The sequence below is a fragment of the Cerasibacillus quisquiliarum genome (assembly GCF_014202495.1).
Taxonomy (GTDB): Bacteria; Bacillota; Bacilli; order Bacillales; family Amphibacillaceae; genus Cerasibacillus; species Cerasibacillus quisquiliarum.
The window spans coordinates 101419-122554 of record NZ_JACHHA010000002.1; the positions used below are offsets into that span (position 1 = coordinate 101419).

Annotated in this window: 27 protein-coding genes; 1 reads left to right on the forward strand and 26 read right to left on the reverse strand. The window is 34.1% G+C overall.

The window, feature by feature from the left end:
- Positions 1–20 precede the first annotated feature (20 nt).
- The 24 genes from recN to HNQ35_RS03285 all read right to left on the reverse strand — a co-directional run bounded on the left by recN (position 21) and on the right by HNQ35_RS03285 (position 18830).
- Positions 21–1727, reverse strand: coding sequence for a DNA repair protein RecN (gene recN, locus HNQ35_RS03170; RefSeq protein WP_146937074.1), 1707 nt, complete (start codon positions 1725–1727; stop codon positions 21–23).
- A gap of 42 nt (positions 1728–1769) precedes the next feature.
- On the reverse strand, positions 1770–2219 hold the full coding sequence (ahrC, locus tag HNQ35_RS03175) for a transcriptional regulator AhrC/ArgR (RefSeq protein WP_146937072.1): 450 nt from the start codon (positions 2217–2219) through the stop codon (positions 1770–1772).
- 32 nt (positions 2220–2251) lie between these two features.
- On the reverse strand, positions 2252–3064 hold the full coding sequence (locus HNQ35_RS03180) for a TlyA family RNA methyltransferase (RefSeq protein WP_146937070.1): 813 nt from the start codon (positions 3062–3064) through the stop codon (positions 2252–2254).
- Positions 3065–3276: 212 nt separating this feature from the next.
- Positions 3277–3843 (reverse strand): CNNM domain-containing protein, encoded by a 567-nt coding sequence (locus tag HNQ35_RS03185; protein ID WP_146937068.1) that lies wholly within the window; start codon positions 3841–3843, stop codon positions 3277–3279.
- A gap of 713 nt (positions 3844–4556) precedes the next feature.
- The gene (locus tag HNQ35_RS03190; protein WP_311737139.1) at positions 4557–5438 is read right to left on the reverse strand and encodes a polyprenyl synthetase family protein; all 882 of its coding nucleotides are present in this window, start codon (positions 5436–5438) and stop codon (positions 4557–4559) included.
- A gap of 2 nt (positions 5439–5440) precedes the next feature.
- Entirely contained in the window at positions 5441–5671 is a 231-nt protein-coding gene (xseB, locus tag HNQ35_RS03195; RefSeq protein ID WP_146937066.1) for an exodeoxyribonuclease VII small subunit, read from the reverse strand.
- Complete coding sequence (gene xseA, locus HNQ35_RS03200) at positions 5643–7013, reverse strand: exodeoxyribonuclease VII large subunit (protein WP_146937064.1); 1371 nt, start codon at positions 7011–7013, stop codon at positions 5643–5645. The genes xseB and xseA overlap by 29 nt, the downstream gene beginning before the upstream one ends.
- On the reverse strand, positions 7006–7863 hold the full coding sequence (gene folD / locus HNQ35_RS03205; protein WP_146937062.1) for a bifunctional methylenetetrahydrofolate dehydrogenase/methenyltetrahydrofolate cyclohydrolase FolD: 858 nt from the start codon (positions 7861–7863) through the stop codon (positions 7006–7008). Before folD ends, xseA begins: the two co-directional genes overlap by 8 nt.
- Positions 7864–7877: 14 nt before the next feature.
- Entirely contained in the window at positions 7878–8258 is a 381-nt protein-coding gene (nusB, locus tag HNQ35_RS03210; RefSeq protein ID WP_146937060.1) for a transcription antitermination factor NusB, read from the reverse strand.
- A 132-nt stretch (positions 8259–8390) separates the two neighbouring features.
- A complete protein-coding gene (locus HNQ35_RS03215; protein WP_146937058.1) occupies positions 8391–8774 on the reverse strand; it encodes an Asp23/Gls24 family envelope stress response protein in 384 nt (127 codons plus the stop codon).
- A 12-nt stretch (positions 8775–8786) separates the two neighbouring features.
- Positions 8787–10148, reverse strand: a complete 1362-nt coding sequence (accC, locus tag HNQ35_RS03220; RefSeq protein ID WP_146937056.1) for an acetyl-CoA carboxylase biotin carboxylase subunit — start codon at positions 10146–10148, stop codon at positions 8787–8789.
- A gap of 14 nt (positions 10149–10162) precedes the next feature.
- Positions 10163–10672, reverse strand: a complete 510-nt coding sequence (gene accB, locus HNQ35_RS03225; RefSeq protein WP_146937054.1) for an acetyl-CoA carboxylase biotin carboxyl carrier protein — start codon at positions 10670–10672, stop codon at positions 10163–10165.
- A 249-nt stretch (positions 10673–10921) separates the two neighbouring features.
- Positions 10922–11467: a SpoIIIAH-like family protein gene (locus tag HNQ35_RS03230; protein WP_146937052.1), complete on the reverse strand. Its 546-nt coding sequence runs from the start codon at positions 11465–11467 to the stop codon at positions 10922–10924.
- Positions 11468–11478: 11 nt separating this feature from the next.
- On the reverse strand, positions 11479–12102 hold the full coding sequence (spoIIIAG, locus tag HNQ35_RS03235; RefSeq protein WP_246118068.1) for a stage III sporulation protein AG: 624 nt from the start codon (positions 12100–12102) through the stop codon (positions 11479–11481).
- Between the two features lie 3 nt (positions 12103–12105).
- Positions 12106–12729 carry a stage III sporulation protein AF gene (gene spoIIIAF, locus HNQ35_RS03240; RefSeq protein ID WP_170226650.1) on the reverse strand — a complete coding sequence of 208 codons (624 nt, stop codon included), beginning with the start codon at positions 12727–12729 and terminating at the stop codon, positions 12106–12108.
- 11 nt (positions 12730–12740) lie between these two features.
- Positions 12741–13904, reverse strand: coding sequence for a stage III sporulation protein AE (spoIIIAE, locus tag HNQ35_RS03245; protein ID WP_146937048.1), 1164 nt, complete (start codon positions 13902–13904; stop codon positions 12741–12743).
- Between the two features lie 33 nt (positions 13905–13937).
- Positions 13938–14330: a stage III sporulation protein AD gene (gene spoIIIAD / locus HNQ35_RS03250; protein WP_146937046.1), complete on the reverse strand. Its 393-nt coding sequence runs from the start codon at positions 14328–14330 to the stop codon at positions 13938–13940.
- A 6-nt stretch (positions 14331–14336) separates the two neighbouring features.
- On the reverse strand, positions 14337–14543 hold the full coding sequence (spoIIIAC, locus tag HNQ35_RS03255) for a stage III sporulation protein AC (protein ID WP_146937044.1): 207 nt from the start codon (positions 14541–14543) through the stop codon (positions 14337–14339).
- 33 nt (positions 14544–14576) lie between these two features.
- A complete protein-coding gene (gene spoIIIAB, locus HNQ35_RS03260; RefSeq protein WP_146937042.1) occupies positions 14577–15089 on the reverse strand; it encodes a stage III sporulation protein SpoIIIAB in 513 nt (170 codons plus the stop codon).
- Complete coding sequence (gene spoIIIAA, locus HNQ35_RS03265; RefSeq protein WP_146937039.1) at positions 15034–16008, reverse strand: stage III sporulation protein AA; 975 nt, start codon at positions 16006–16008, stop codon at positions 15034–15036. The genes spoIIIAB and spoIIIAA overlap by 56 nt, the downstream gene beginning before the upstream one ends.
- A gap of 128 nt (positions 16009–16136) precedes the next feature.
- Complete coding sequence (gene efp, locus HNQ35_RS03270; protein WP_146937037.1) at positions 16137–16697, reverse strand: elongation factor P; 561 nt, start codon at positions 16695–16697, stop codon at positions 16137–16139.
- A gap of 41 nt (positions 16698–16738) precedes the next feature.
- Positions 16739–17800 carry a M24 family metallopeptidase gene (locus HNQ35_RS03275; protein ID WP_146937035.1) on the reverse strand — a complete coding sequence of 354 codons (1062 nt, stop codon included), beginning with the start codon at positions 17798–17800 and terminating at the stop codon, positions 16739–16741.
- 19 nt (positions 17801–17819) lie between these two features.
- On the reverse strand, positions 17820–18269 hold the full coding sequence (aroQ, locus tag HNQ35_RS03280) for a type II 3-dehydroquinate dehydratase (RefSeq protein WP_146937034.1): 450 nt from the start codon (positions 18267–18269) through the stop codon (positions 17820–17822).
- Between the two features lie 90 nt (positions 18270–18359).
- Complete coding sequence (locus HNQ35_RS03285; protein WP_146937032.1) at positions 18360–18830, reverse strand: YqhR family membrane protein; 471 nt, start codon at positions 18828–18830, stop codon at positions 18360–18362.
- A 129-nt stretch (positions 18831–18959) separates the two neighbouring features.
- Between HNQ35_RS03285 and HNQ35_RS03290 the strand changes: the two genes are divergently transcribed.
- Positions 18960–19295: an SA1362 family protein gene (locus tag HNQ35_RS03290; protein ID WP_146937030.1), complete on the forward strand. Its 336-nt coding sequence runs from the start codon at positions 18960–18962 to the stop codon at positions 19293–19295.
- Between the two features lie 298 nt (positions 19296–19593).
- Here the strand turns inward: HNQ35_RS03290 and HNQ35_RS03295 are convergent, their stop codons facing one another.
- Entirely contained in the window at positions 19594–20493 is a 900-nt protein-coding gene (locus HNQ35_RS03295) for a patatin-like phospholipase family protein (RefSeq protein WP_146937028.1), read from the reverse strand.
- Between the two features lie 52 nt (positions 20494–20545).
- Positions 20546–20971, reverse strand: a complete 426-nt coding sequence (gene mntR, locus HNQ35_RS03300; protein WP_146937026.1) for a transcriptional regulator MntR — start codon at positions 20969–20971, stop codon at positions 20546–20548.
- Between the last annotated feature and the right edge of the window lie 165 nt (positions 20972–21136).

Sequence of the window (21136 nt, forward strand, 5' to 3'; positions counted from 1 at the left end):
TATGCTAACCCTTTAATAAATTAAATCTTTCTCGCTTGTGCTAATTCAAGTAATTCAGCTGCATGTTGAATAGTTGTTTTGGTGAGTTCTGAACCCGTTAACATTCGACTTAATTCCTCGATTTTTTCAGCTTTTGTTAATTCTACGACTGTTGTTACTGTACGACCTTCTTTTTTACGTTTTTCTATAAATAAATGTGTATCTGCCATAGCTGCGACTTGCGGTAAATGTGTAATACATAAGACTTGAGAATCATTCGATATATGATGGATTTTATCTGCCATAGCTTGAGCTACACGACCACTCACACCAGTATCCACTTCATCAAAGATCACACTCGTCATTTGTTCTTGTTTAGCAAATATTCCTTTTAAAGCAAGCATAATTCTTGATAATTCACCGCCAGAGGCAATTTTATCTAATTCTTTTAACGGCTCTCCTGGATTAGTGGAAATAAAAAAACGCACAAAATCGTAACCGTTTTCATGTAGGGATGGCTGCTTACCATACGTTCTCTGATGATTGTTTTCAAATGAAACGTGAAATGTTGCATGGTCAAGATATAAATCTTCGAAAGCTTGATGTATGTCATTTGTTAAAGCTTTTGCAGCCTTGATTCGTAACTCATGAAGCTGTTTTGCTTCTAAATACGCATCTTTTTCTAATTCATCTATTTGATAGGCTAACTGTTGTAAATGAGAATCTTTATTGGTAATTTGTTCAATTTCTTCGGAAACCTTTCCCATATATTCTAAAATATCTAATACAGTTGGGCCATATTTTTTCTTTAGGCGATTGATTTCATCTAATCGTGCTTCTATTTCATTTAGTCGGTCAGAATTAAATGATAACTCATCTATGTACTGCCGTAATTCATAGGTCATTTCTTCGATCGTATAGTAAGTATTTGTGATAACTTCTGCTTTATTTTTTATAAATTGATCATAATCGCTTGCTTCTTGTAATGATTGTTGAGCAATATGAAGCCAATCCAAACCTTTATTTTCACCATATAAAGCATTATAAGCTCCAGTTATTGCTTGATATGTCCGCTCAATGTTTACCAATTGTTCCCGTTCTTTTTCTAACTTAAGGTCTTCATCTGGTTGTAATTCAGCTTGTTCAATTTCTTTGTATTGAAATTGAAGTAGGTCTAAGCGATGCGCCATTTTTTGTTCATTTTCACTTAATTCTCGATAACGTTTTTTAAGCTTTAGAAGTTGATTATAGAGAGATAAATATTCTTCTTTTGTTTTTTTAATATTTTCATAATCATAATAATCTAACAACTCTATATGGTAACTTGAATCCATTAAAGATTGTGTTTCGTGTTGAGTATGAATATCAACTAAATACGAACCAATTTCTCTTAATATAGCTAATGTTACGAGCTTTCCATTTATTCGGCATATACTTCTGCCTTTATTTGTAATCGTACGTTCAAGTACAATTTCTCCATCCGACAATGTAATACCATATTGTTCAGCCAGTGAAAAAACAGGATGGTTATCGTCATCAATTATAAATAACCCTTCTAAATCAGCTCTTTTAGTTTTATGTCTTACAAATTCAACAGAACCTCTGCCTCCAACTAATAATTGGATTGCGTCAATAATAATCGATTTCCCTGCACCGGTTTCACCCGTTAAGACAGTCAATCCTTCTTGAAATTGAATCGATATTTCATCAATGATAGTAAAGTTACGAATGGATAACTCAGTAAGCATGAACTTGACACCTCAATTATGTAAAACAATCAAAGATTTTTATTAAAGCATTTCTAAAAAGCGCGTACGTACAAGTTCAGAATCTTCTTCATGACGGCAAATAATTAAACACGTATCATCTCCACAAATAGTTCCCATGATTTCATCCCATTCTAAGTTATCAATCAAAACACCTATCGCATGTGCATTTCCAGGCAAAGTCTTTAAGACGATAAAGTGACTAGCATAATCAATTTTAACGAATACATCCATTAACAAGCGCTTTAGTTTCGCTAAAGGATTAAAGCGTTGATCACCAGGTAAGCTATACTTATATTCACCACTTGATGATGGTACTTTAACAAGATGCATTTCCTTAATATCACGGGAAACAGTTGCCTGTGTCACATCAAATCCCAGCTCTTTTAGACGTGTGACCAATTCATCTTGTGTTTCTATATCATTTTCCATAATTAATTCTCTAATTTTTATATGACGTTGTAATTTACTCATTATCGTCCCACCTAACCAATATTAATAAGCAATTATAGACGGTCATGTGCTTCATTAACAGTTTGTTCTACAGCTCTACGATGTGTTTGATCTGATGGATGTTGTTCTTTTTGCCAACCTAAGTGAAGAAGGAATTCGATATTACCACTGCTCCCAGTAATCGGAGAAAAAGTTAGATCGAACAAATCATATCCTTCAGCTTTTGCGAAATCGATAATTTTATTTAGGACGGCCATATGAATTTTTTTATCACGTATGATCCCCTTTTTACCCACTTGATGCCGACCGGCTTCAAATTGAGGTTTAACTAGAGCAATAATATCACTTTGTTTATTTAATATTTTTTTCAAAACAGGTAAAATAAGTTCTAAAGATATAAATGAGACATCTATTGTTGCGAAGTTTGGCTTTCCGTGTTTAAACAATTCCTCTGTCACATAACGGAAATTAGTTCTTTCCATGACAATCACACGCTCATCATTTCTAAGCTTCCAATCCAATTGATTGTATCCGACATCGATTGCATAACTTAACTTAACGCCTCTTTGTAATGCGCAGTCAGTAAAACCACCTGTCGATGAGCCAATATCAACCATAATTTTGTCTGTTACATCAATAGCAAAATAATCGAGCGCTTTTTCTAACTTTAATCCACCCCGCCCTACATAAGGAAATTCCTTCCCTTTTATGTTTAAAGGAATGCTTTGATCAACTTTCATTCCTGGTTTATCCAAACGCATCTCATTTGAAAACACTTTCCCAGCCATGATAAGTCGTTTAGCCTTTTCTCTCGTTTCGGCTAAATTCCGTTCTACTAACAATACATCTAACCTTTGTTTTGCCATTTGTTTAAGTCCTTTTTATTAATTTTATCAAAATGAATCTTTATCAATATCGTTCGTTTCATTTCAGCGAAGACCTAAATAGCTGTTGCTACAAACCCGCAGTTGAAAAACGCTAAGCTTTTACGTGCCCCTTGTATCCTTAAACAGAGTTATTATCATTTAATCGTTTTTTAAAAAATGTTGTCTTATAAGAAGCTGTTTATGAATTCTACTTAGAATATTTTTATTTTAAATTTCTTTTCGATAAATTCGATCACTTTAGCCGTGCGAAAGATAATTTTAGTTGATGAATGAATGGCATAATATTTTCCGATTGCTTTTCCGCCTACCGTTAAAGCTGCAACTAAGCTTGTCAAGATAACACTTAATACAATGTGAACACCCGATCCGTCTGTATATCCTAACAAATGTGATATTTGAATGACTACAACGGCGGTAGCAGTACCACTAACGATTCCAGATATATCACCAATCACATCATTACAAAAACTAGCGAATTTATCGGCATTGCGGATAATTCGAATTGCTTCTTTTGCTCCTGGGATTTTCTCTGCTGCCATAGCATGAAATGGCTTTTCATCTGCAGCTGTTGCAGCAATACCAAGCATATCAAAAATAACTCCAATAAAAACAATAAATAAAACAACAAGTAATCCTATAAGCCACATAACTTTACTCAATATCGATGATGAAATAACTGAAAAAATAGCCGCTAACACAAATGTGATAACGGCAATTGTTAGACTGAACTTAATTGATCTTTTTATATTTGCATCCATTATATACCTCATATAAATAAGTTTATTGATTATGTACGAAAGGAATGGTCATTTAAATGGTAAAAACTATGGCTTAGGTCCAGTAGGTTTTCCCAGATGAATACCCTATGTTGCCATAAAGGCGGTTCCCCTTTAAATTCATCTTAGCACTGTCGCCAGGTGCTAGACTGGATTACCACTTAGTCCATACTATAATCCCATTTAAATGTCATTAGAACAGTCTAGGAGATTTCCTCAACAGTCTTTAGCTATTCCCTAGCCTCTTTTGCAGTGTTGATTTCATAGAAATTAATTATTAATCAGTGGCCGCTAATTAATAATTAACCGTAACTCTAATCCCCTCAACCACCACTCAAGGCAGGCTACGCTGCATGTAAAGCTTCCCCTCACTCTTTATGCAGGTTCATACCCCATTCCATAAAAGTAACTTGGCTCAGTTACTCTCACAGAGATGGGCCTCCACGGTAATTGGGTCAACGCCCACATGCCTTTGTGGATCGCCCAAAAACCTTAACTTCCAGCATTGACCCAAGGCTGGGCGCCTCAAGCCAACACAAGAAACTTCATCGATATGCCCTTTGGCGAATTTTTAGCCCCGCCTTCAGGAATAGAGGACTGACTAGAATACTGCACCATCCCTTTTTATATGTATATTATATCATATTTCATATATTAAATCTATATTGATTTCATGCTTATGATTACGGTTAACTTCAATGATCTCGAGCGTTAAAATAGTCCACAATTTCTTCTAATAACTTTGTATTTGCTTTTGTCTTTCTTAATGATTCTTTTGCCGTATCCGCATGTTCATTACGTAATGCCATCGCTGCTTCCAATCCTAACAATTTAGGATAGGTGCTTTTATTTAAATCTTCATCGCTTCCTGCAGCTTTACCTAACTTTTTATCATCACCAATGACATCCAGTATATCATCTTGGATTTGAAACAATAAACCTAGGTGATATGCAAATGACTCCAAATCCTTCAACTGATTTTCTGTAGCACCGCCAAGTATCGCTCCGGCTTTTACGGCAAATTTAATTAATTCACCTGTCTTTAGGACGTGTATTTTCTCCAATTGATTCACATCTATTGTTTTATTTTCTGCATCAATATCAAGGATCTGGCCAGCGACCATACCTTTCGGACCACTCGTTTCTGATAATAAACTTATAATCCTAACCTTTTCATCAGCTGTTAAGTGGTTATCATTAGCAATTAAGTAAAAACTATGTGTCAATAAAGCATCACCAGCTAATATAGCAGTTGCTTCATCGAATGCTTTGTGATTTGTTAACTTTCCACGGCGATAATCATCATCATCCATTGCAGGTAAATCATCATGAATTAATGAATAAGTATGAATAAGTTCTAACGCTGTAGGTGTGGAAAACACTCTTTCAAGCTCTGAATCAAACGCTTGATATGTTGCTAATAAAAGTAATGGACGAATACGTTTTCCACCCGCTTCTAAAGAGTAAAGCATGGCCTTTTTTAAACGTGATGGAATATTAAGTCCACTAAAATGAATGTTAAATTGTTCGTCCATAATGATTTGTGTTTGTTTAATAAATTGTTGTAGTGTTCCCACGTTTAATCCTCCTGTACTTCAAAAGGTAATGTTTCCCCTTGTTCATTCATGATTTGGACCATTTTCTCTTGAACATGTGTTAATTTATTTGTACATATTTTTGATAATTCCATACCTTTTTGATAATATTCGAGGGCTTTTTCAATCTCGACATCACCTTGTTCCAATTTTTCTACAATGGATTCGAGTTCTTTCATAGCCATTTCAAAAGTCATCTCTTTTTCCGATGTCATTTTTCTCTTCCTCCTTATTTAATACTTGACATGTTAATAGAGCGTCTGAAATACGGACAGATATTTGATCATTCAGTTCAACTTGTTCACTTTTTTTAATAATTTTATTATCTTTTGTATATGCTACTGAAAAACCTCGTTTTAAAACGCCTAAAGGATTGAGTAACATTAATTTATCAATCATGATATGAAGTGACTCTTTCTTATCTTCCATATACTTCGTCATCAATTTTTGCAAACGATTATTAAGTGTAACGTAATTATTGATTGCTTGTTCAAATTGACGCTTTGGAAAACTTCGTCTCAATCGGTTCTCTAGCTGGATGAAAGATTGTTGAATTTGTTGACTGGATTGTAAATTGAGTTTATTTAACTGCTCGATTAGTTTATCTAATTCTTGTTCTTTTTGTCTCATTAAATGTTCAGGGTATCTGAAAGCATACGCGTTTTTTAACCGATTGAGAACTGTTTGATACTGAGTTATTTGATGATCTAACAATTGATTTAACTGGTTTTTTAAAGCATTCGTTTTCTCTAATAATTGCTTACTTGATGGAACAGCGAGCTCTGCTGCACCTGTTGGTGTAGGTGCTCTTAAGTCTGCAACAAAGTCTGCTAAGGTTGTATCTGTTTCGTGACCAACTGCAGAAATAATTGGTATATTCGAATGAAATATCGCTTTGACGACAACTTCATCATTAAAACTCCATAATTCTTCAATAGAACCACCACCACGTCCGACAATCAGGACATCAAAATCTTTTTGTTTATTCGCTAATTCAATAGCCCGTTTAATAGACTCACTAGCAGTAGGTCCCTGTACAAGTGTTGGAATCAGTGTTATTTGGGCAATTGGATATCGGCGTTTAATCGTCGTTATAATATCTCGTACAGCTGCACCTGTAGGAGAAGTTATCACACCGATATGTTTGGGGTATGGAGGTAAAGGTTTTTTATATTCTTTATTAAAGTATCCTTTTATTTCTAGTTTATTTTTTAATTGCTCATACGCCAGATAAAGTTCGCCAACTCCATCTGGTTCCATACTGTGAATATAAAGTTGGTATTGACCAGCGGCTTCAAAAACACTCACTTCACCTTTTATTAAAACTTGCATCCCATCTTCTGGCATAAATTTTAAAAAACGATTGTTTCCTGCAAACATAACGGCTCGAATACGTGTTTGTTGATCTTTAATTGTCATATACATATGACCACGATTATGATGTTTAAAATTCGATATTTCTCCTTTAAGCCATATCGTACGCAAATGTTTATCCGTGTCTAATTTTCGTTTAATATAACGTGTTAGCGCCGTTACTGTTAAATAACGTTCAATCAATATGGGCCAATCCTTTCGCAGCTTTTATCGTGTTTTTTAAAAGCATCGTAATGGTCATTGGTCCGACACCACGTGGAACTGGTGTAATATATGAGGCTTTGTCACTGACCGATTCAAAATCAACATCACCAGTCAATGACCCATCCTCGAGACGATTGATCCCTACATCAATAACAACGGCGCCTTTTTTAACATAATCAGATGTAATAACACGTGGTTTACCTATAGCAACGACTAAAATATCAGCTTGTGTTGTTAGTTCTTTTAAGTTTTCGGTTCTTGAGTGGCAGTATGTAACGGTTGAATGTTCATTCAATAATAATTGGCCGACAGGTTTTCCAACAATATTACTTCTTCCAATAATAACAGCATGTTTTCCTGCAATGGAAATTTGTTTTGATTTAAGCATCGTTATAATACCATATGGCGTACACGGTAAAAATGTATCTTGATTTGTCATCATACGGCCTATATTCACTGGGTGAAAACCATCAACATCTTTTTCTGGTCGAATCGCCTCAATAACATGTTGCTCCACAATATGATCTGGCAATGGAAGCTGTACTAAAATGCCATGGACCCTCTTATCATCATTTAATTTATGAATCACTTCGAGTAGTTCTTTTTCTGAAATCGACTCTTCTAAATGGATAATTTCAGATGATATACCCACTTCTTGTGAGGCCTTTTTTTTACCTGAAACATATGACTTCGATGCTGGATTATCTCCTACTAAAATAACCGTTAAATGTGGGTTTAACCCTTTTTCTTTTAAATCTAGGACTTCTTTTTTCATCTCTTGTTTTAGCTCTTTTGATAATTCTTTTCCGTTAATAAGTTTTGCTGTCATATTTGTCATACCTTTCATTTCACAATATTAGACAAGACACCATTTACAAATTTTCCAGATTGGTCATCTCCATATTTATTTGCAAGTTCAACCGCTTCATTTATGGTTACTTTTACTGGGATATCCTCAACATAAAGAATTTCATATGTCGCGATACGTAATATTGACCTTTCAACCATAGCAATTCGATTTAATGACCAATTTTTTAAATGTTGTTCGATATGGTGATCAAGATCTGTCTTATGATGTAGAACACCATGTGTAATGTCGCTTAAATACGGATCTTTTGTTTCGTATTTTTCTAATTTAGCTTTCAAATCTTCAGTTTCCATTTCATTCATATCAATTTGAAATAAGATTTGAAATGCTTTTTCTCTCGCTTCACGCCTTTTCATCTCATATGACTCCTTCAAAAATATCTCATATAAATCATATCACGATTCACTTTGCATTGCTATTGTCTATTATGTAGTATTAACAGTAAAATCAAGGCCAAAAGAATCATTTTCTTTGGCCTTGATAAAATATTAATTGGATTCGCTTTTATTCATTTCAATACCGACAACATGAATATTTATTTCTGCTATGTCTAACGCTGTCATTGTCTTAAGAGTTTGTCTAATATTAGTTTGTGCTTTTTGAGCGACTTCTGGAATAGAAACCCCAAATTTTAATTTGACAAATAAATCGATAACAATATTGTCATCACTTAGTTCAACCTTAACACCTTTCTTATGAGACTTCTTACCGAATGCTTCTACTACACCGGTGGCAAAATTACCTTGCATCGCTGCAATACCTTCTACTTCAGAAGCTGCAATACCAGCTATGACCTCAATCACTTCTGGAGCAATTTCAACCTTACCTAAACCTGTATGCTCACCTACATTTACTGAATTATTTTCCTGCATTATCTCACTCCTCTAATCGTTTTGACTGTCAACGATTGGATAGTCTTTTAAGAAATTTGTATTAAAATCACCTTTCATGAAGATATCATGTTCCATTAAAGCATGATGAAATGGAATGGTCGTATAGACACCTTCGATAACAAATTCCTCCAACGCCCGTTTCATTCGCTTTATCGCTTCTTCACGATTTGAACCATAAGTAATTAATTTTGCAATCATCGAGTCATAATGTGGTGGAATTGTATAACCAGAATAAACGGATGAATCAACCCTAACACCTAATCCACCCGGGGGAAGATACATCTCAATTTTTCCAGGTGATGGCATAAATTGTTTAAAAGGATTTTCCGCATTAATACGACATTCAATTGACCAACCATTCAATACGACATCTTCTTGTTTAATACTTAAAGGTTCATTGTTCGCTATTTTAATTTGCTCTTTAATTAAGTCTACACCGGTCACCATTTCAGTAACAGGGTGTTCAACCTGAATACGTGTGTTCATTTCCATAAAATAAAATTGATTTGTTGAACGATCAAATATAAATTCAATTGTACCTGCCCCAACATAGTTAACAGCTTCAGCTGCTTTAATAGCTGCTTCACCCATCTTCTGGCGAATATCTGATGTGATTGCTGGGGATGGTGTTTCCTCTACAAGTTTTTGTAAACGTCGTTGGATTGAACAGTCTCTTTCACCTAAATGTATCACATTTCCATATTGATCTGCTAGTATTTGTATTTCTACATGGCGAAAGTCTTCAATATACTTTTCAAGATATACGCCTGGATTTCCAAAAGCCTTTTCTGCTTCTTTTTGTGTTACTTTTATACCTTTCAAAAGTTCCTTATCATCATACGCAACACGTATACCTCTTCCACCACCACCAGCTGTTGCTTTAATGATAACAGGATAACCTATTTTTTTCGCTACTTGTAACGCTTCGTTTTCATCAACAATGACACCGTCTGAACCTGGAACAATAGGAACATCAGCTTGTCTCATCGTTTCACGTGCGACATCTTTAATGCCCATTTTTTGAATGGCTTCCGGTGAAGGTCCGACAAAAACAATTGAACAAGCTTTACACACTTCAGCAAAATCAACATTTTCAGCTAGAAAACCATAACCTGGATGAATGGCATCTACATTTGTTAAAGTAGCGACACTCATAATATTAGTGATGTTTAAGTAGCTTTCTGTACTTGGATAAGGACCAATACAATACGCTTCATCTGCTAACTGCACATGAAGGGATTCTTGGTCTGCTTCTGAATAAACAGCTACTGTTTTTATTCCAAGTTCTTTACATGCGCGAATGATACGTACTGCAATTTCGCCCCTATTTGCAATTAACAGTTTACTTATCAATTGATTTCGTCCCCTCATTTCGTTTTAACTCTGAATAATGGTTGCCCGTATTCAACAAGTTCACCATTATCAACTAAGATTTCTACAATCTCTCCCGAAACTTCCGCTTCAATTTCGTTAAATAGTTTCATCGCTTCTAATATACATACAATCGTATCTTTTTCAACTTTACTACCTACTTGTACGTATGGAGCACTTTCAGGGCTTGGTGCTGCATAAAATGTTCCGACCATTGGCGAAATAATTTCATGATCGTAATCAACTGATCTTGTGTTTTGACCATCGTTATTCAATTGTCTCTCTGGGTTAGAATCAGATTGTTGCATTGGTTCAACAACGGTTTCGGATTGTTGTACTTGAGGATCACTTGGTTGAACTGGTTGATATACTGTAACACCTTCATTTTTATTATTTCGATGCTTTTTTAGCTTAAGCTCTATCCCATCTGTTTCATATTTAAATTCATCAATTGACGATTCGTCTATCATCTTTATGATTTCACGAAGTTCTTCGAGTTTTAGCATTAGTGACACCTCTCAACAGTAATTTTTTATTATTAGGTATTAATAACTCCTCTTAATATTTTACGCTAACTTCAATGTAAAGTTCAATAGATAACATTATTTTGTTTATTATTTGCTGAGCAAAGGAGTAAGATGTTGCGTCTAATGTTTTGAAACAAGTATAACAGGATTGAATTTTTGATGCGACTTAGAAATAATAAATAGAAAATGATTTAGGAGTACTGCCTAAATCATTTTCTATTTAAGTTCTTATTTTGTTGCCTTCATCTCTTGAAAAATAACATCCACAGTCAAGTCTCCAAACTCATCTCGAACAAGTTGCATAATATGGTCAACTTCTTCTTTAGATAGCGTTTCTTCTTTTATGTGAACTTGTACCTTTTCTCCATCTGATCGAACTAAAACATCTTCATATTCTTTCTCGGCTATAAGCATCTTTTCTAAAATAAACTCTTTTGAAGCCGTTTTCTCTAATTGTTCAATCGTATTTAATGCGTCATTCTTTTCTTCTGATGTGGCATCACTTGAGGCTACAATATCTTTAAGTCGATCTCGCGTCCGACTTCTTTCATCCTCAATATTCATTCGAATTGTTGTAAATACTTCATCTTCACTTCCACTCGTTACATTTACATCAACCCCCTCATCATCACGATCGGATGGTTGCTCGATATCTGATGTCGGATCGTTTTTAAAGGCTAAATCTTCTCTGTCTGGAGATAAAACGTAATAAACACTAAGGACTATAATGAGACTTAACATTGTCAACAACCAAACAGTTTGTTTTTTCAACATGCTATTCCTCCTTAATTTTTTGGCATCACTGATACACGGTGAGTCGGAACATCAAGAACTTTAGAAACAGCTTCAAGAATAGCTTTTTTTACAGATGCATTTTCTACCCCTTTTGCTATGACAATCACTCCACGAACATGTGGTTTTTTTGTTTGTACTTGTAAAGGCGTTTCTTTATCACCTTGTCTGATTACAACAACTTGTGTTTCTTCAGTCGTTTCTTCAATTTGTCGACTACCACCACTTTGATCCTCTTCATCTGTTACTTGATTACCACTGATTAAATTTTTCTCATATATTTTTATATTTGTTGAATCTAAATTGACCATCACTTGAACTTCAGATATACCTTTTATATTTTCAAGAATGGTCTGCAATTGTTTTTCATAGCTCTTCTCTAGTTCGGAATAATCTGATTGCGAAGTTGCATCTGAATACGTTCTAGTGGATGGTGATGTAACTTGATTTTCATCGTTTAATGTGATTAATGTGTCATCTTGTTTTGTGGGAGTCATAAATTGATTGACCATTAATATAAGCAGACCTACAAGTCCAATTAATATCATATAACTTCTTATAGATGGTTTTTCATCCTTTTTTCCTTTCGATAAAAAATCTTTTAATTTCTGTAACAAAACTTACCCCTCCCACATGATTACAATACTTTTATCTGTTATTTGCCAAATTTCTTCTAAACGGTCAGTCATTTCATCAGTATGTGTGAAACTTGCTTTTTCCTTTTGTTCTTTCGTATCTATCTTCACTTCTGACACATCTTGTACCACTCCTTCCTGCTTCTTGTCATGACTTGTTACATAAACAATCACCTCTTGTAAACTTTCGTAAGAGAAGTCTTGTTCATTGGTAAATTGAAAATCAATGGATTCGATCGTGACATCAAATTCTTCTCTTAGTGGTTGTTCGGCAAGTTCTCTTAATTGGACAGCCATTTGTTCTAAAATATATGCATGCTGAGTAGATTCTATTTCTTTTTTTTCATTTTCAATCATTTTTTCTAATTGGATCTCTGAATGATATTGTTCATCTGAGTATATATGTTGAGTAAAGATACGATTCATTGAAGATTTAAGATCAATTTGAAAAACTTGTAAGACAGGCTGAAGAAACAATAAGATTAAAATCAAGCCGACAACAAAACGTATATATTTTTGCAATGTATCTTTAGGGGTTAGAAAGTCAATCATCATGGCTAATAAAATATAAACGATGATTTGGCTCGTCCAATTGATAATATAAGTCATCATGCTCCCCCTTACTTTATAAACATTGTTAAGTTACTAGCTGCAATGATTATCACAATACCTAAAAAGAACATAAATGAAACGACTAGAAGACAGGCGAGAATATAAAAAATAAACTGACTGATTGTCTCTAGGCTTGTAATCACTGGTCCATCTCCGAGCGGTTGAAGAACAGCAGCAGCGACATGATATATAATTGCAATTGCCAAAATTTTTAAAGCTGGAAAGATTGTAATAAAAATAGTGATAACAACACCGACAATCCCGATCGCGTTTTTTAATAATAATGATGCATTTAATATTGTGTCTGTTGCATCTGTAAATGTACGTCCAACGACAGGAATAAAGTTTGCTGTAATATACTTTGCCGTTTTCAATCCAATTCCATCCTGAATCGCACTTGCAGCCCCTTGAACAGACATAACACCTAAAAAGATTGTTAAAAATATACCTAATGCACCTAAAGCTACTGATTTAAATAGTTTAGCTAAATGAGTTACCTTATAGCGATCACTTAAACTACTTACGATCATTAACAATGCCGACAATAGAAGCAAAGGCAAGATAAATTTACCAACTAATAATCCACTACTATTTACAAGAAAAATAATTAACGGATGAAAGAAAGTCACCGCAGCTACATTGCCAAATGTAGTCATAAGCCCTAAAATGAGGGGAATAAGTGCAATCATAAAACTACTCATCATTTCTATTGTCTCTTGAGCATAAGTAAAAACAGTATAAAAACTATTTAAAGCAATAAATAACAAGACTATATACACGATAAAATAAGCTAGTTTACTCACTGTGCTATTTTGAAATGTTGTATGTAATGTTTGTAAAAACACTGAAAAAATAGTCAATAACAATAACGAACTTAGTAATTTTCCATTGATAATAAATTCATGAAGTAAAAATTCAAGGAATCCACTAAAGATTTGCTTTAATGAAAAGCCCTCTTGATTTTTTATATATTCACTTATGCTCGTCTTTTTCAATTCGGGTATATATCCCCCATATTCCTCTCCTATACTTGTCCAATATGATTGAATCTTATCTAATGACATATTGTCTATCATCATATCTTCAAATGACTTTTCAGTTTCTGCTGAAACGGGATGATGAAATATGATGAAACAAAAGGGGATAATGAAAATAATACGGATGATGGCCATTGTAATCATTCCCCTTTCAACTATCCTTCGTTATTAATGAACTGGGAGAAAATTAATAATCGCTTCTAACAATGCTGTCATAATCGGAATAGAAATGACTAAAATAAAAACCTTACCCGCTAACTCTATTTTTGTTGCAATTGATAAGAGACCCGCATCTTTTGTTAAAGATGAACCAAGTTCAGTCAGATATGCAATACCAACAATCTTTAAAATCGTTTCAATATACATCCCCTCTATAGATGCCCTCTCTCCCAAATTGTGAATTAATTCAAACACATCACTAATATGATTAATAACAACCGAAAAGATGAGAATACTAGTAACTAATATGATTAAATAACCAATTGGGGCGCCAAATTCTTGTAAAATTAAGTAAAATATACTTGCAATAATACCAATCATAACAAGTTGAACAATTTCCATAACAATCTATCCTTGTAGTAAAAAGACAGATTTAATTTTTTGGAAAAGATCAGAAAGACCATTAATCACAATAGCAAGAACGATGATGAACCCAACAAGTGTTGCAAAATGAGCAATCTCTTCTTTTCCCATCTGTTTTAGTATCGTATGAATCATTGCGACAATTATGCCAATTCCAGCGATTTGAAATAAAATGCTAGCATCAAAAATCATAAATACGCCCCTCCAAAAGTTAACAGACATATATCAAATAAGAATTAACACGATAAATACGCCTGCCAAAAATCCGATCGATTTAGCCATTTGAGAAAACTTTAAATGTTGATCTCTCGCCTCATCTAATTCACGATCTAAGTGCGTCATCGCTAAATAGATATGTTTTTGTTGTTGTGATAGATCATGTTGACCAATTGAACGACCAAACTGGTAAAGTACTTCAGCTTCATTTCTTCCTAAATATGACCGTGATAAAAATAATTGGACACTTTTTCGCCATATTTCTGGGAACTCATCATTTGTTTCTTTCATCTTCTTCACTAAGAGTCGAAACAAATAGTTAACAGGATATGGCATGCGTTTACTAACAATTAGAAATGCTTCTTGTAAAGGTAATTGACTATATAACATTTCTCCTTCTAATATTTGTAAGGCATGTTTTAATTGGCGAATTTGCTTTGGTCTTCCAGAAAGCTGGCGGCTCCATTCAAAGCCAATCATTGTTGTAGCCATGATGATTAGTAGAGCGCCAAACCACTTCATGTTTTTCCTTCCTCCCCGATCGGATGATTGGACGCATTGAAGAATCATAAATGACTTTTATTCGGCCTCTTTTTTTCTTATTTAAAATAACGAGTCTTTCAAAAATATTTTCTTCAAATAAACGTAAAAATGAAGGTCTCTTTCTTATATCTTTCACGGAACTTCCGTGGGCAGTGCAAATGACTTTAACCCCTGCATGAACTGCCTCCATTAAAGCTGTAACATCGTCGTTACTTCCGATTTCATCCACTACTAATATATCTGGTGACATTGAGCGAATAAGCATCATCATCCCTTCTGCTTTTGGACATGCATCTAAAATATCCGTTCTTTTTCCTAAATCATGTTGTGGTACCCCTTTTATAGATGCGCCAATTTCTGACCTTTCATCAATAACTCCAACCTTATGCGCAGGAACATGATTCCAACCACTCGAAATGAGGCGTATTAAATCACGGATATACGTTGTCTTTCCGGTTTGTGGCGCTCCGATGATAAGTGTATTTTTGTATTCTTTGTCATATAGATAAGGAATGAGCGTCTTGGCAACGCCTTTGATTTGTTTAGCGATTCTAATATTGAAATATGAAATGGGCTGAATAGCTTTTACTACCCCATTTTCCGTATTTACTTTACCCGCAATTCCAACACGATGACCTCCCTGTATAGTAATAAATCCTTCACGTAATTCATCTGTTAAACGATATAATGAAAATTCACTTAATTGATTAATAATATGGACACGGTCATGATGTGTCGGAATAAGATTCGGCAGCCACTCATGATGATTGGTAAAAATCAATTCAATCGGCTTTTCAGTCCGTATTCGTATTTCTTGTAGTTTGTCCCATCGATCAACAAGACTTTGTTCTAGCTGATTACGTATCACCTGCGGAAATAAACGAAGTATCTCTTCCATTCTTATCACTCTTTACAATTAACTTTATAAACATTGTATGTTTAAGATGACAAAATATGATTAATGGTCATTTAAAAACAAAAAAAGAACAGTCATTATGACTGTTCTATAAATATAAAATATATGGATTATGATGAACGGGATACATATTTTCCCTCTGATGTGTTAATAACTAACACATCACCAACATCTACAAATAATGGTACTTGTATCACTAGACCAGTCTCTAAAGTTGCTGGTTTAGAACCCCCACTCGCAGTGTCACCTTTAATACCTGGATCAGTTTCAGTTACGACCAATTCAACCGTATTTGGTAAATCAATTCCTAATACTTCTCCCTCATACATCACTAACGATACTTCTGTGTTTTCTTTAATAAACTTTAGTTCGTATTCAATTTGACTTGTTTGTAATTCAACTTGTTCATAAGTTTCTGTATCCATAAATGCATGTATATCACCGGAGGCATATAAATATTGCATGTTTTTGTGTTCAACATGAGCCCGCGCTACTTTTTCACCAGCACGGAATGTTTTCTCTTGAATATTTCCATTCCTTAGATTACGTAATTTACTGCGAACGAATGCTGCTCCCTTTCCTGGCTTCACATGTTGGAAATCAATGACTTGCCATACATCATTATCAAGTTGAATAGTAAGTCCTGTCCGAAAATCATTAACTGAAATCACTTATTATCCTCCTTTAGTGTTAACTGCCTGTTAACTGGCACCTATAATATAATCAATTCTTTCGTTGACTTTGTCAAGCGTTCATTACCTGTTTTAGTAATAACAATATCATCCTCAATACGACAACCACCAACTTGTGGCACATAAATACCTGGCTCAACAGTAACAACCATGCCTGGCTCTAAAACGGTTTCTGAAATATATGATAACGATGGTCCTTCATGCACTTCCATACCAAGACCATGACCAGTTGAATGACCAAAGTACTCACCGTAACCCTTCTCCGTTATATAATCACGTGTCAGTGCATCGGCTTCTTTTCCAGTCATACCTGGTTTAATTCCGTTTATCCCTCTTAATTGCGCTTCTAACACAATCTGATAAATTTCTTTTAATTGATCACTAATATCGCCAACTGCTAGTGTTCTTGTAATATCTGAGCAATAACCTTGATATAATGCACCATAGTCTAATGTAACAAGTTCACCAGATTGTATTTCTTTTTCAGAAGCAACGCCATGCGGCAGAGCTGAGCGATAGCCAGAAGCAACAATCATATCAAAACTTGAAGATGTAGCTCCTTGTTTTCGCATAAAAAATTCCAATTCATTGGCAATATCAATTTCTTTTACGCCTGGCTTTATGTATTTCTGAATATGTGCGTATGCATCATCAGCTATTTGTGCTGCTTTTTTCATAATGGCTAATTCTTCTTCAGTTTTATACATCCGAAGCTTTTCAACAACTTGATTTGTAGGGATTAATTCAGCATTAATAGCTTGTTTATATTGTTCATAAGTAGCAAAGGACAAATGATTTTTTTCAAAGCCAACGCGTTTTACATTCATTTTCTCAAGTTGTGAGTTAATCTCTTTATGCATTGCTTGTTTATGTTCGACAACATTAAAATGTTTAACTTGCTCTCCAGCTTGTTCTGTATAGCGGAAGTCTGTAATAAATACAGCATCATTCAAACTGACAATCGCTACGCCAGCTGTCCCGGTAAAACCGGTCATATACCGTCTGTTTTCTGGTTTTGTAATCAAAATAGCATCAAGATTTTCATCTTCTAAAACCCGTCTAATATTTTTAATTTTCTCCATTTCCCTATCTCTCCTCTATTTATTTTTGCCGTTTTGGAATAATTTCTTCAATTAAAGCTTCTGTGGCAAGTTTATAACCATAAAGACCTAATCCAACAATTTGACCGACACATGCTGACGCAATAAGTGACTGTCTGCGAAACGAATCACGTTGATGAATATTAGAGATATGTACTTCTATAACGGGTACTTCAATAGCTAATATAGCATCCAACAATGCAACACTCGTATGTGTATAAGCGGCTGGATTGAATATAATGCCTTCATACTTTCCTGTAGCCCCTTGTATTTCATCAATTAAGTTTCCTTCATGATTAGATTGAACAGATGTTACGTTATAACCTTTTTTTTGAGCAACTTCGTTTACAGTTCGTTCAATGTCCTCTAATGTAAAAGTACCGTAAATATCAGGCTCTCTAGCACCTAATAAATTTAAGTTTGGTCCATTCAATAATAAAATTTGCTTCATACTATCTAATCCCCTTATAGTTACAATATTCATTTTACCATAAATAGGGAAGAAAGATAATGATAATCTAGGATGACCATATTTTTAATATTAATTTGAATATTTTGCTTGCGCTTGCTCATAGTCATAAGAAATACTATAGCCAATGAAAATGCCATAAATAATGAATAAGCTTAACGTCGTAACGATTGTATTAAATGGTAATTCATTGATTGATGGATTTTGTGGGAACATTGGCTTAAGTATGTAAAAAGCAATTGCCCAAAGTACGATTCCATAGAAAATACCTGCTAAAATCGATTGGATTTTCTTAAGAAAAAGGTAATATAATAACGCCACTCCGATTGAAATGAATCCACTCATTAGTATCGTTATGACATCACCTAAAAAAGTTTCGGTCCACTCCGCTTTTATCCAAGAACGAAGTAAAAATGATTTAGGGGAAACAATTGTAAAATTAAATACATAGACAAGTATCCAAATCATACTCCAAAATACGCCACCAAAAAAACCCGTTGTTAATGTATGATTTATCGTTTGACTTCGCATACTTTTCTCCATGATATCACCCTCCACGTTTCGTATGATGTGACTAAATAAATAAACCAATGTGAAATCGGTTTGATAAAGGTATAATAAATTAAAATAGTGGTATAAAAGAAATAGATGGAAAGAAAGGATGGATTTCTAATGAAGCGTAATCACTTATTTGTTGTATTAGTCATTGGACTGGCCCTCTTTGGTGTTTTATCACAACTCGTGACAAATTTTACCGGATTTGTTAAACAGTTATTATATATTTCTCTTATCATATCCTTTGTTTTTATGATCAGTTATCTTTTAGTTAAATTTCTATCGAATCAGCCATCTGAAATGAAAAAATATAAACAAGCAGCCAAACAGTCGAATAAAAAGTATAACCAACCTAAAAAAATAAGAAAACAAAAAGAAAAAAGTCGGATCCAACCATTCCGTACCCACAAAAATCGCTCTCATTTTCACGTAATTGATGGAAAGAAAAAGTAGACATAGTCACCCGTTATATTCATTTTGATTTTTCTATTTATTGCACATTATATGTTCTCTTTTTTAATGTCTAGGATTTTATACGTCAATTATCACCTTGTCCTATTCATGAGTTATTTGTCCCCCACACCATCTTTGATAATGGATTTGGATGTAAAAAAACACAGTTCGTTCAGCCTATGAACTTTATATTGTTTTTTATTATGTACCAATAATGAATTATTATGTTAAATTTATCTTAAATAAAACAAAAAAGACGTGGACACTATGACGGTGTGCACGTCGATTCTGAGAATGATTAGTGAGGCCAACTTTTTAAAAAATTCCTTGCATAATATTTTCCTTTTTTCTTTAATTCCTCAATAGTTTTATGAGATAAATTAAAATCAATCGCTTCAACTTCGTGGACAGGAATAAAAATAATATGACGTTCATGATCTTTAGAAATGTAGCGAGCATCATGTGCTTGTTTCATAGTCGCAAAAAGGGCTAAAAATAAATCAAGCGCATGCTTTATTTTTTTCGGTTGTGTTTGTTCTACTGATTCACTTAATTTAACGCCGAGTACAGGACGCTTAAGCGTTTTAGAATTAGCCTTGTTTTGATCAAAAATCCACAATGGGAAATTGCTTAATAACCCGCCATCAACGATGATACTTACCGTTCCTCTCTTTCCATATATTCTATCTGGCATAAAAAAGAATGGAAATCCCGCACTCATTCGAACTGCTTTTGCTACAGAAAAAGTTTCTGGCTTCATGCCATATAAGCGTTCTAAATCGTCAGGGATAACGACGAGTCGGCCAAGGGTTAAATCACTAGCAACAACCTTTAAATCATCACTTTTTAAATCGCCAAATGTATGAATTCCTTTTTCAGCTAAAATGTGCTCAATCCAACTTTCTAATTTCTTTCCGCGATATAAACCCATTTGGAAATATAAAAATATCCATTTACTTCCAGGGATAATAGAGACGAGTCTCGGTGGATCTAATAGTTTTTTTAAATTTAAATATTTGAGGTGTCGTTCGATTTCAATCAGTGAATAACCTGCTGCAAGAAAGGACGCAAGAATTGCACCGGCTGAAGTTCCAGCTACACGCTTAATGGTTAAATTCGCTCCATAGATTTCCTCTAATGCCCCTAAAAAAGCATAGGCTTTCACACCACCACCAGAAAAAACAGCATCTATTTTCATCGATCCACTCCTTGCTTAACCTTTTTAATATTGTAAGCAAAAGGAGGGATCATTAGAACCTGTCGTCTGTTGAATCTTGGATTTTTCGTAATTGTTCTAATCTATTTTCATCTTCTTTAAAGTATGCGACTAAATCAGCTATCCGATCAATTGAATTCCAACTCAGATGATGTTCAATACCTTCTACATCTTCATAAATATTTTCTTGTTCAACACCTATAATTTCTAAAAATTCTTCAAGTAAATCATGACGGAAAACAAGTCGCTTACCAATTTTATTACCCTTTTCCGTTAAAACAAAGCCTCTATATTTTTCATAATCTAAATAATTATCCTTATCTAACTTCTGAACCATTTTTGTCACTGATGAAGGATGAACTTCGAGCTCTTCAGCAATATCAGATACTCGAGCATATCCTTTTGTTTCAATTAATATATAAATTTTTTCTATATAATCTTCCATACTCGGTGTTGGCATCATATCTCCTCTTTCTTCTTATCATAAAGGCAAAAATCTTTCATACAAATGATACCTTAAAAGTATTGATATTACAAGCTTATCGAGAATTATATTAATACAGTTCATAATAAAGTAAACCATTTAAAAACATTTTTGGTTTACAGAAAAAAATATGGACTGTTT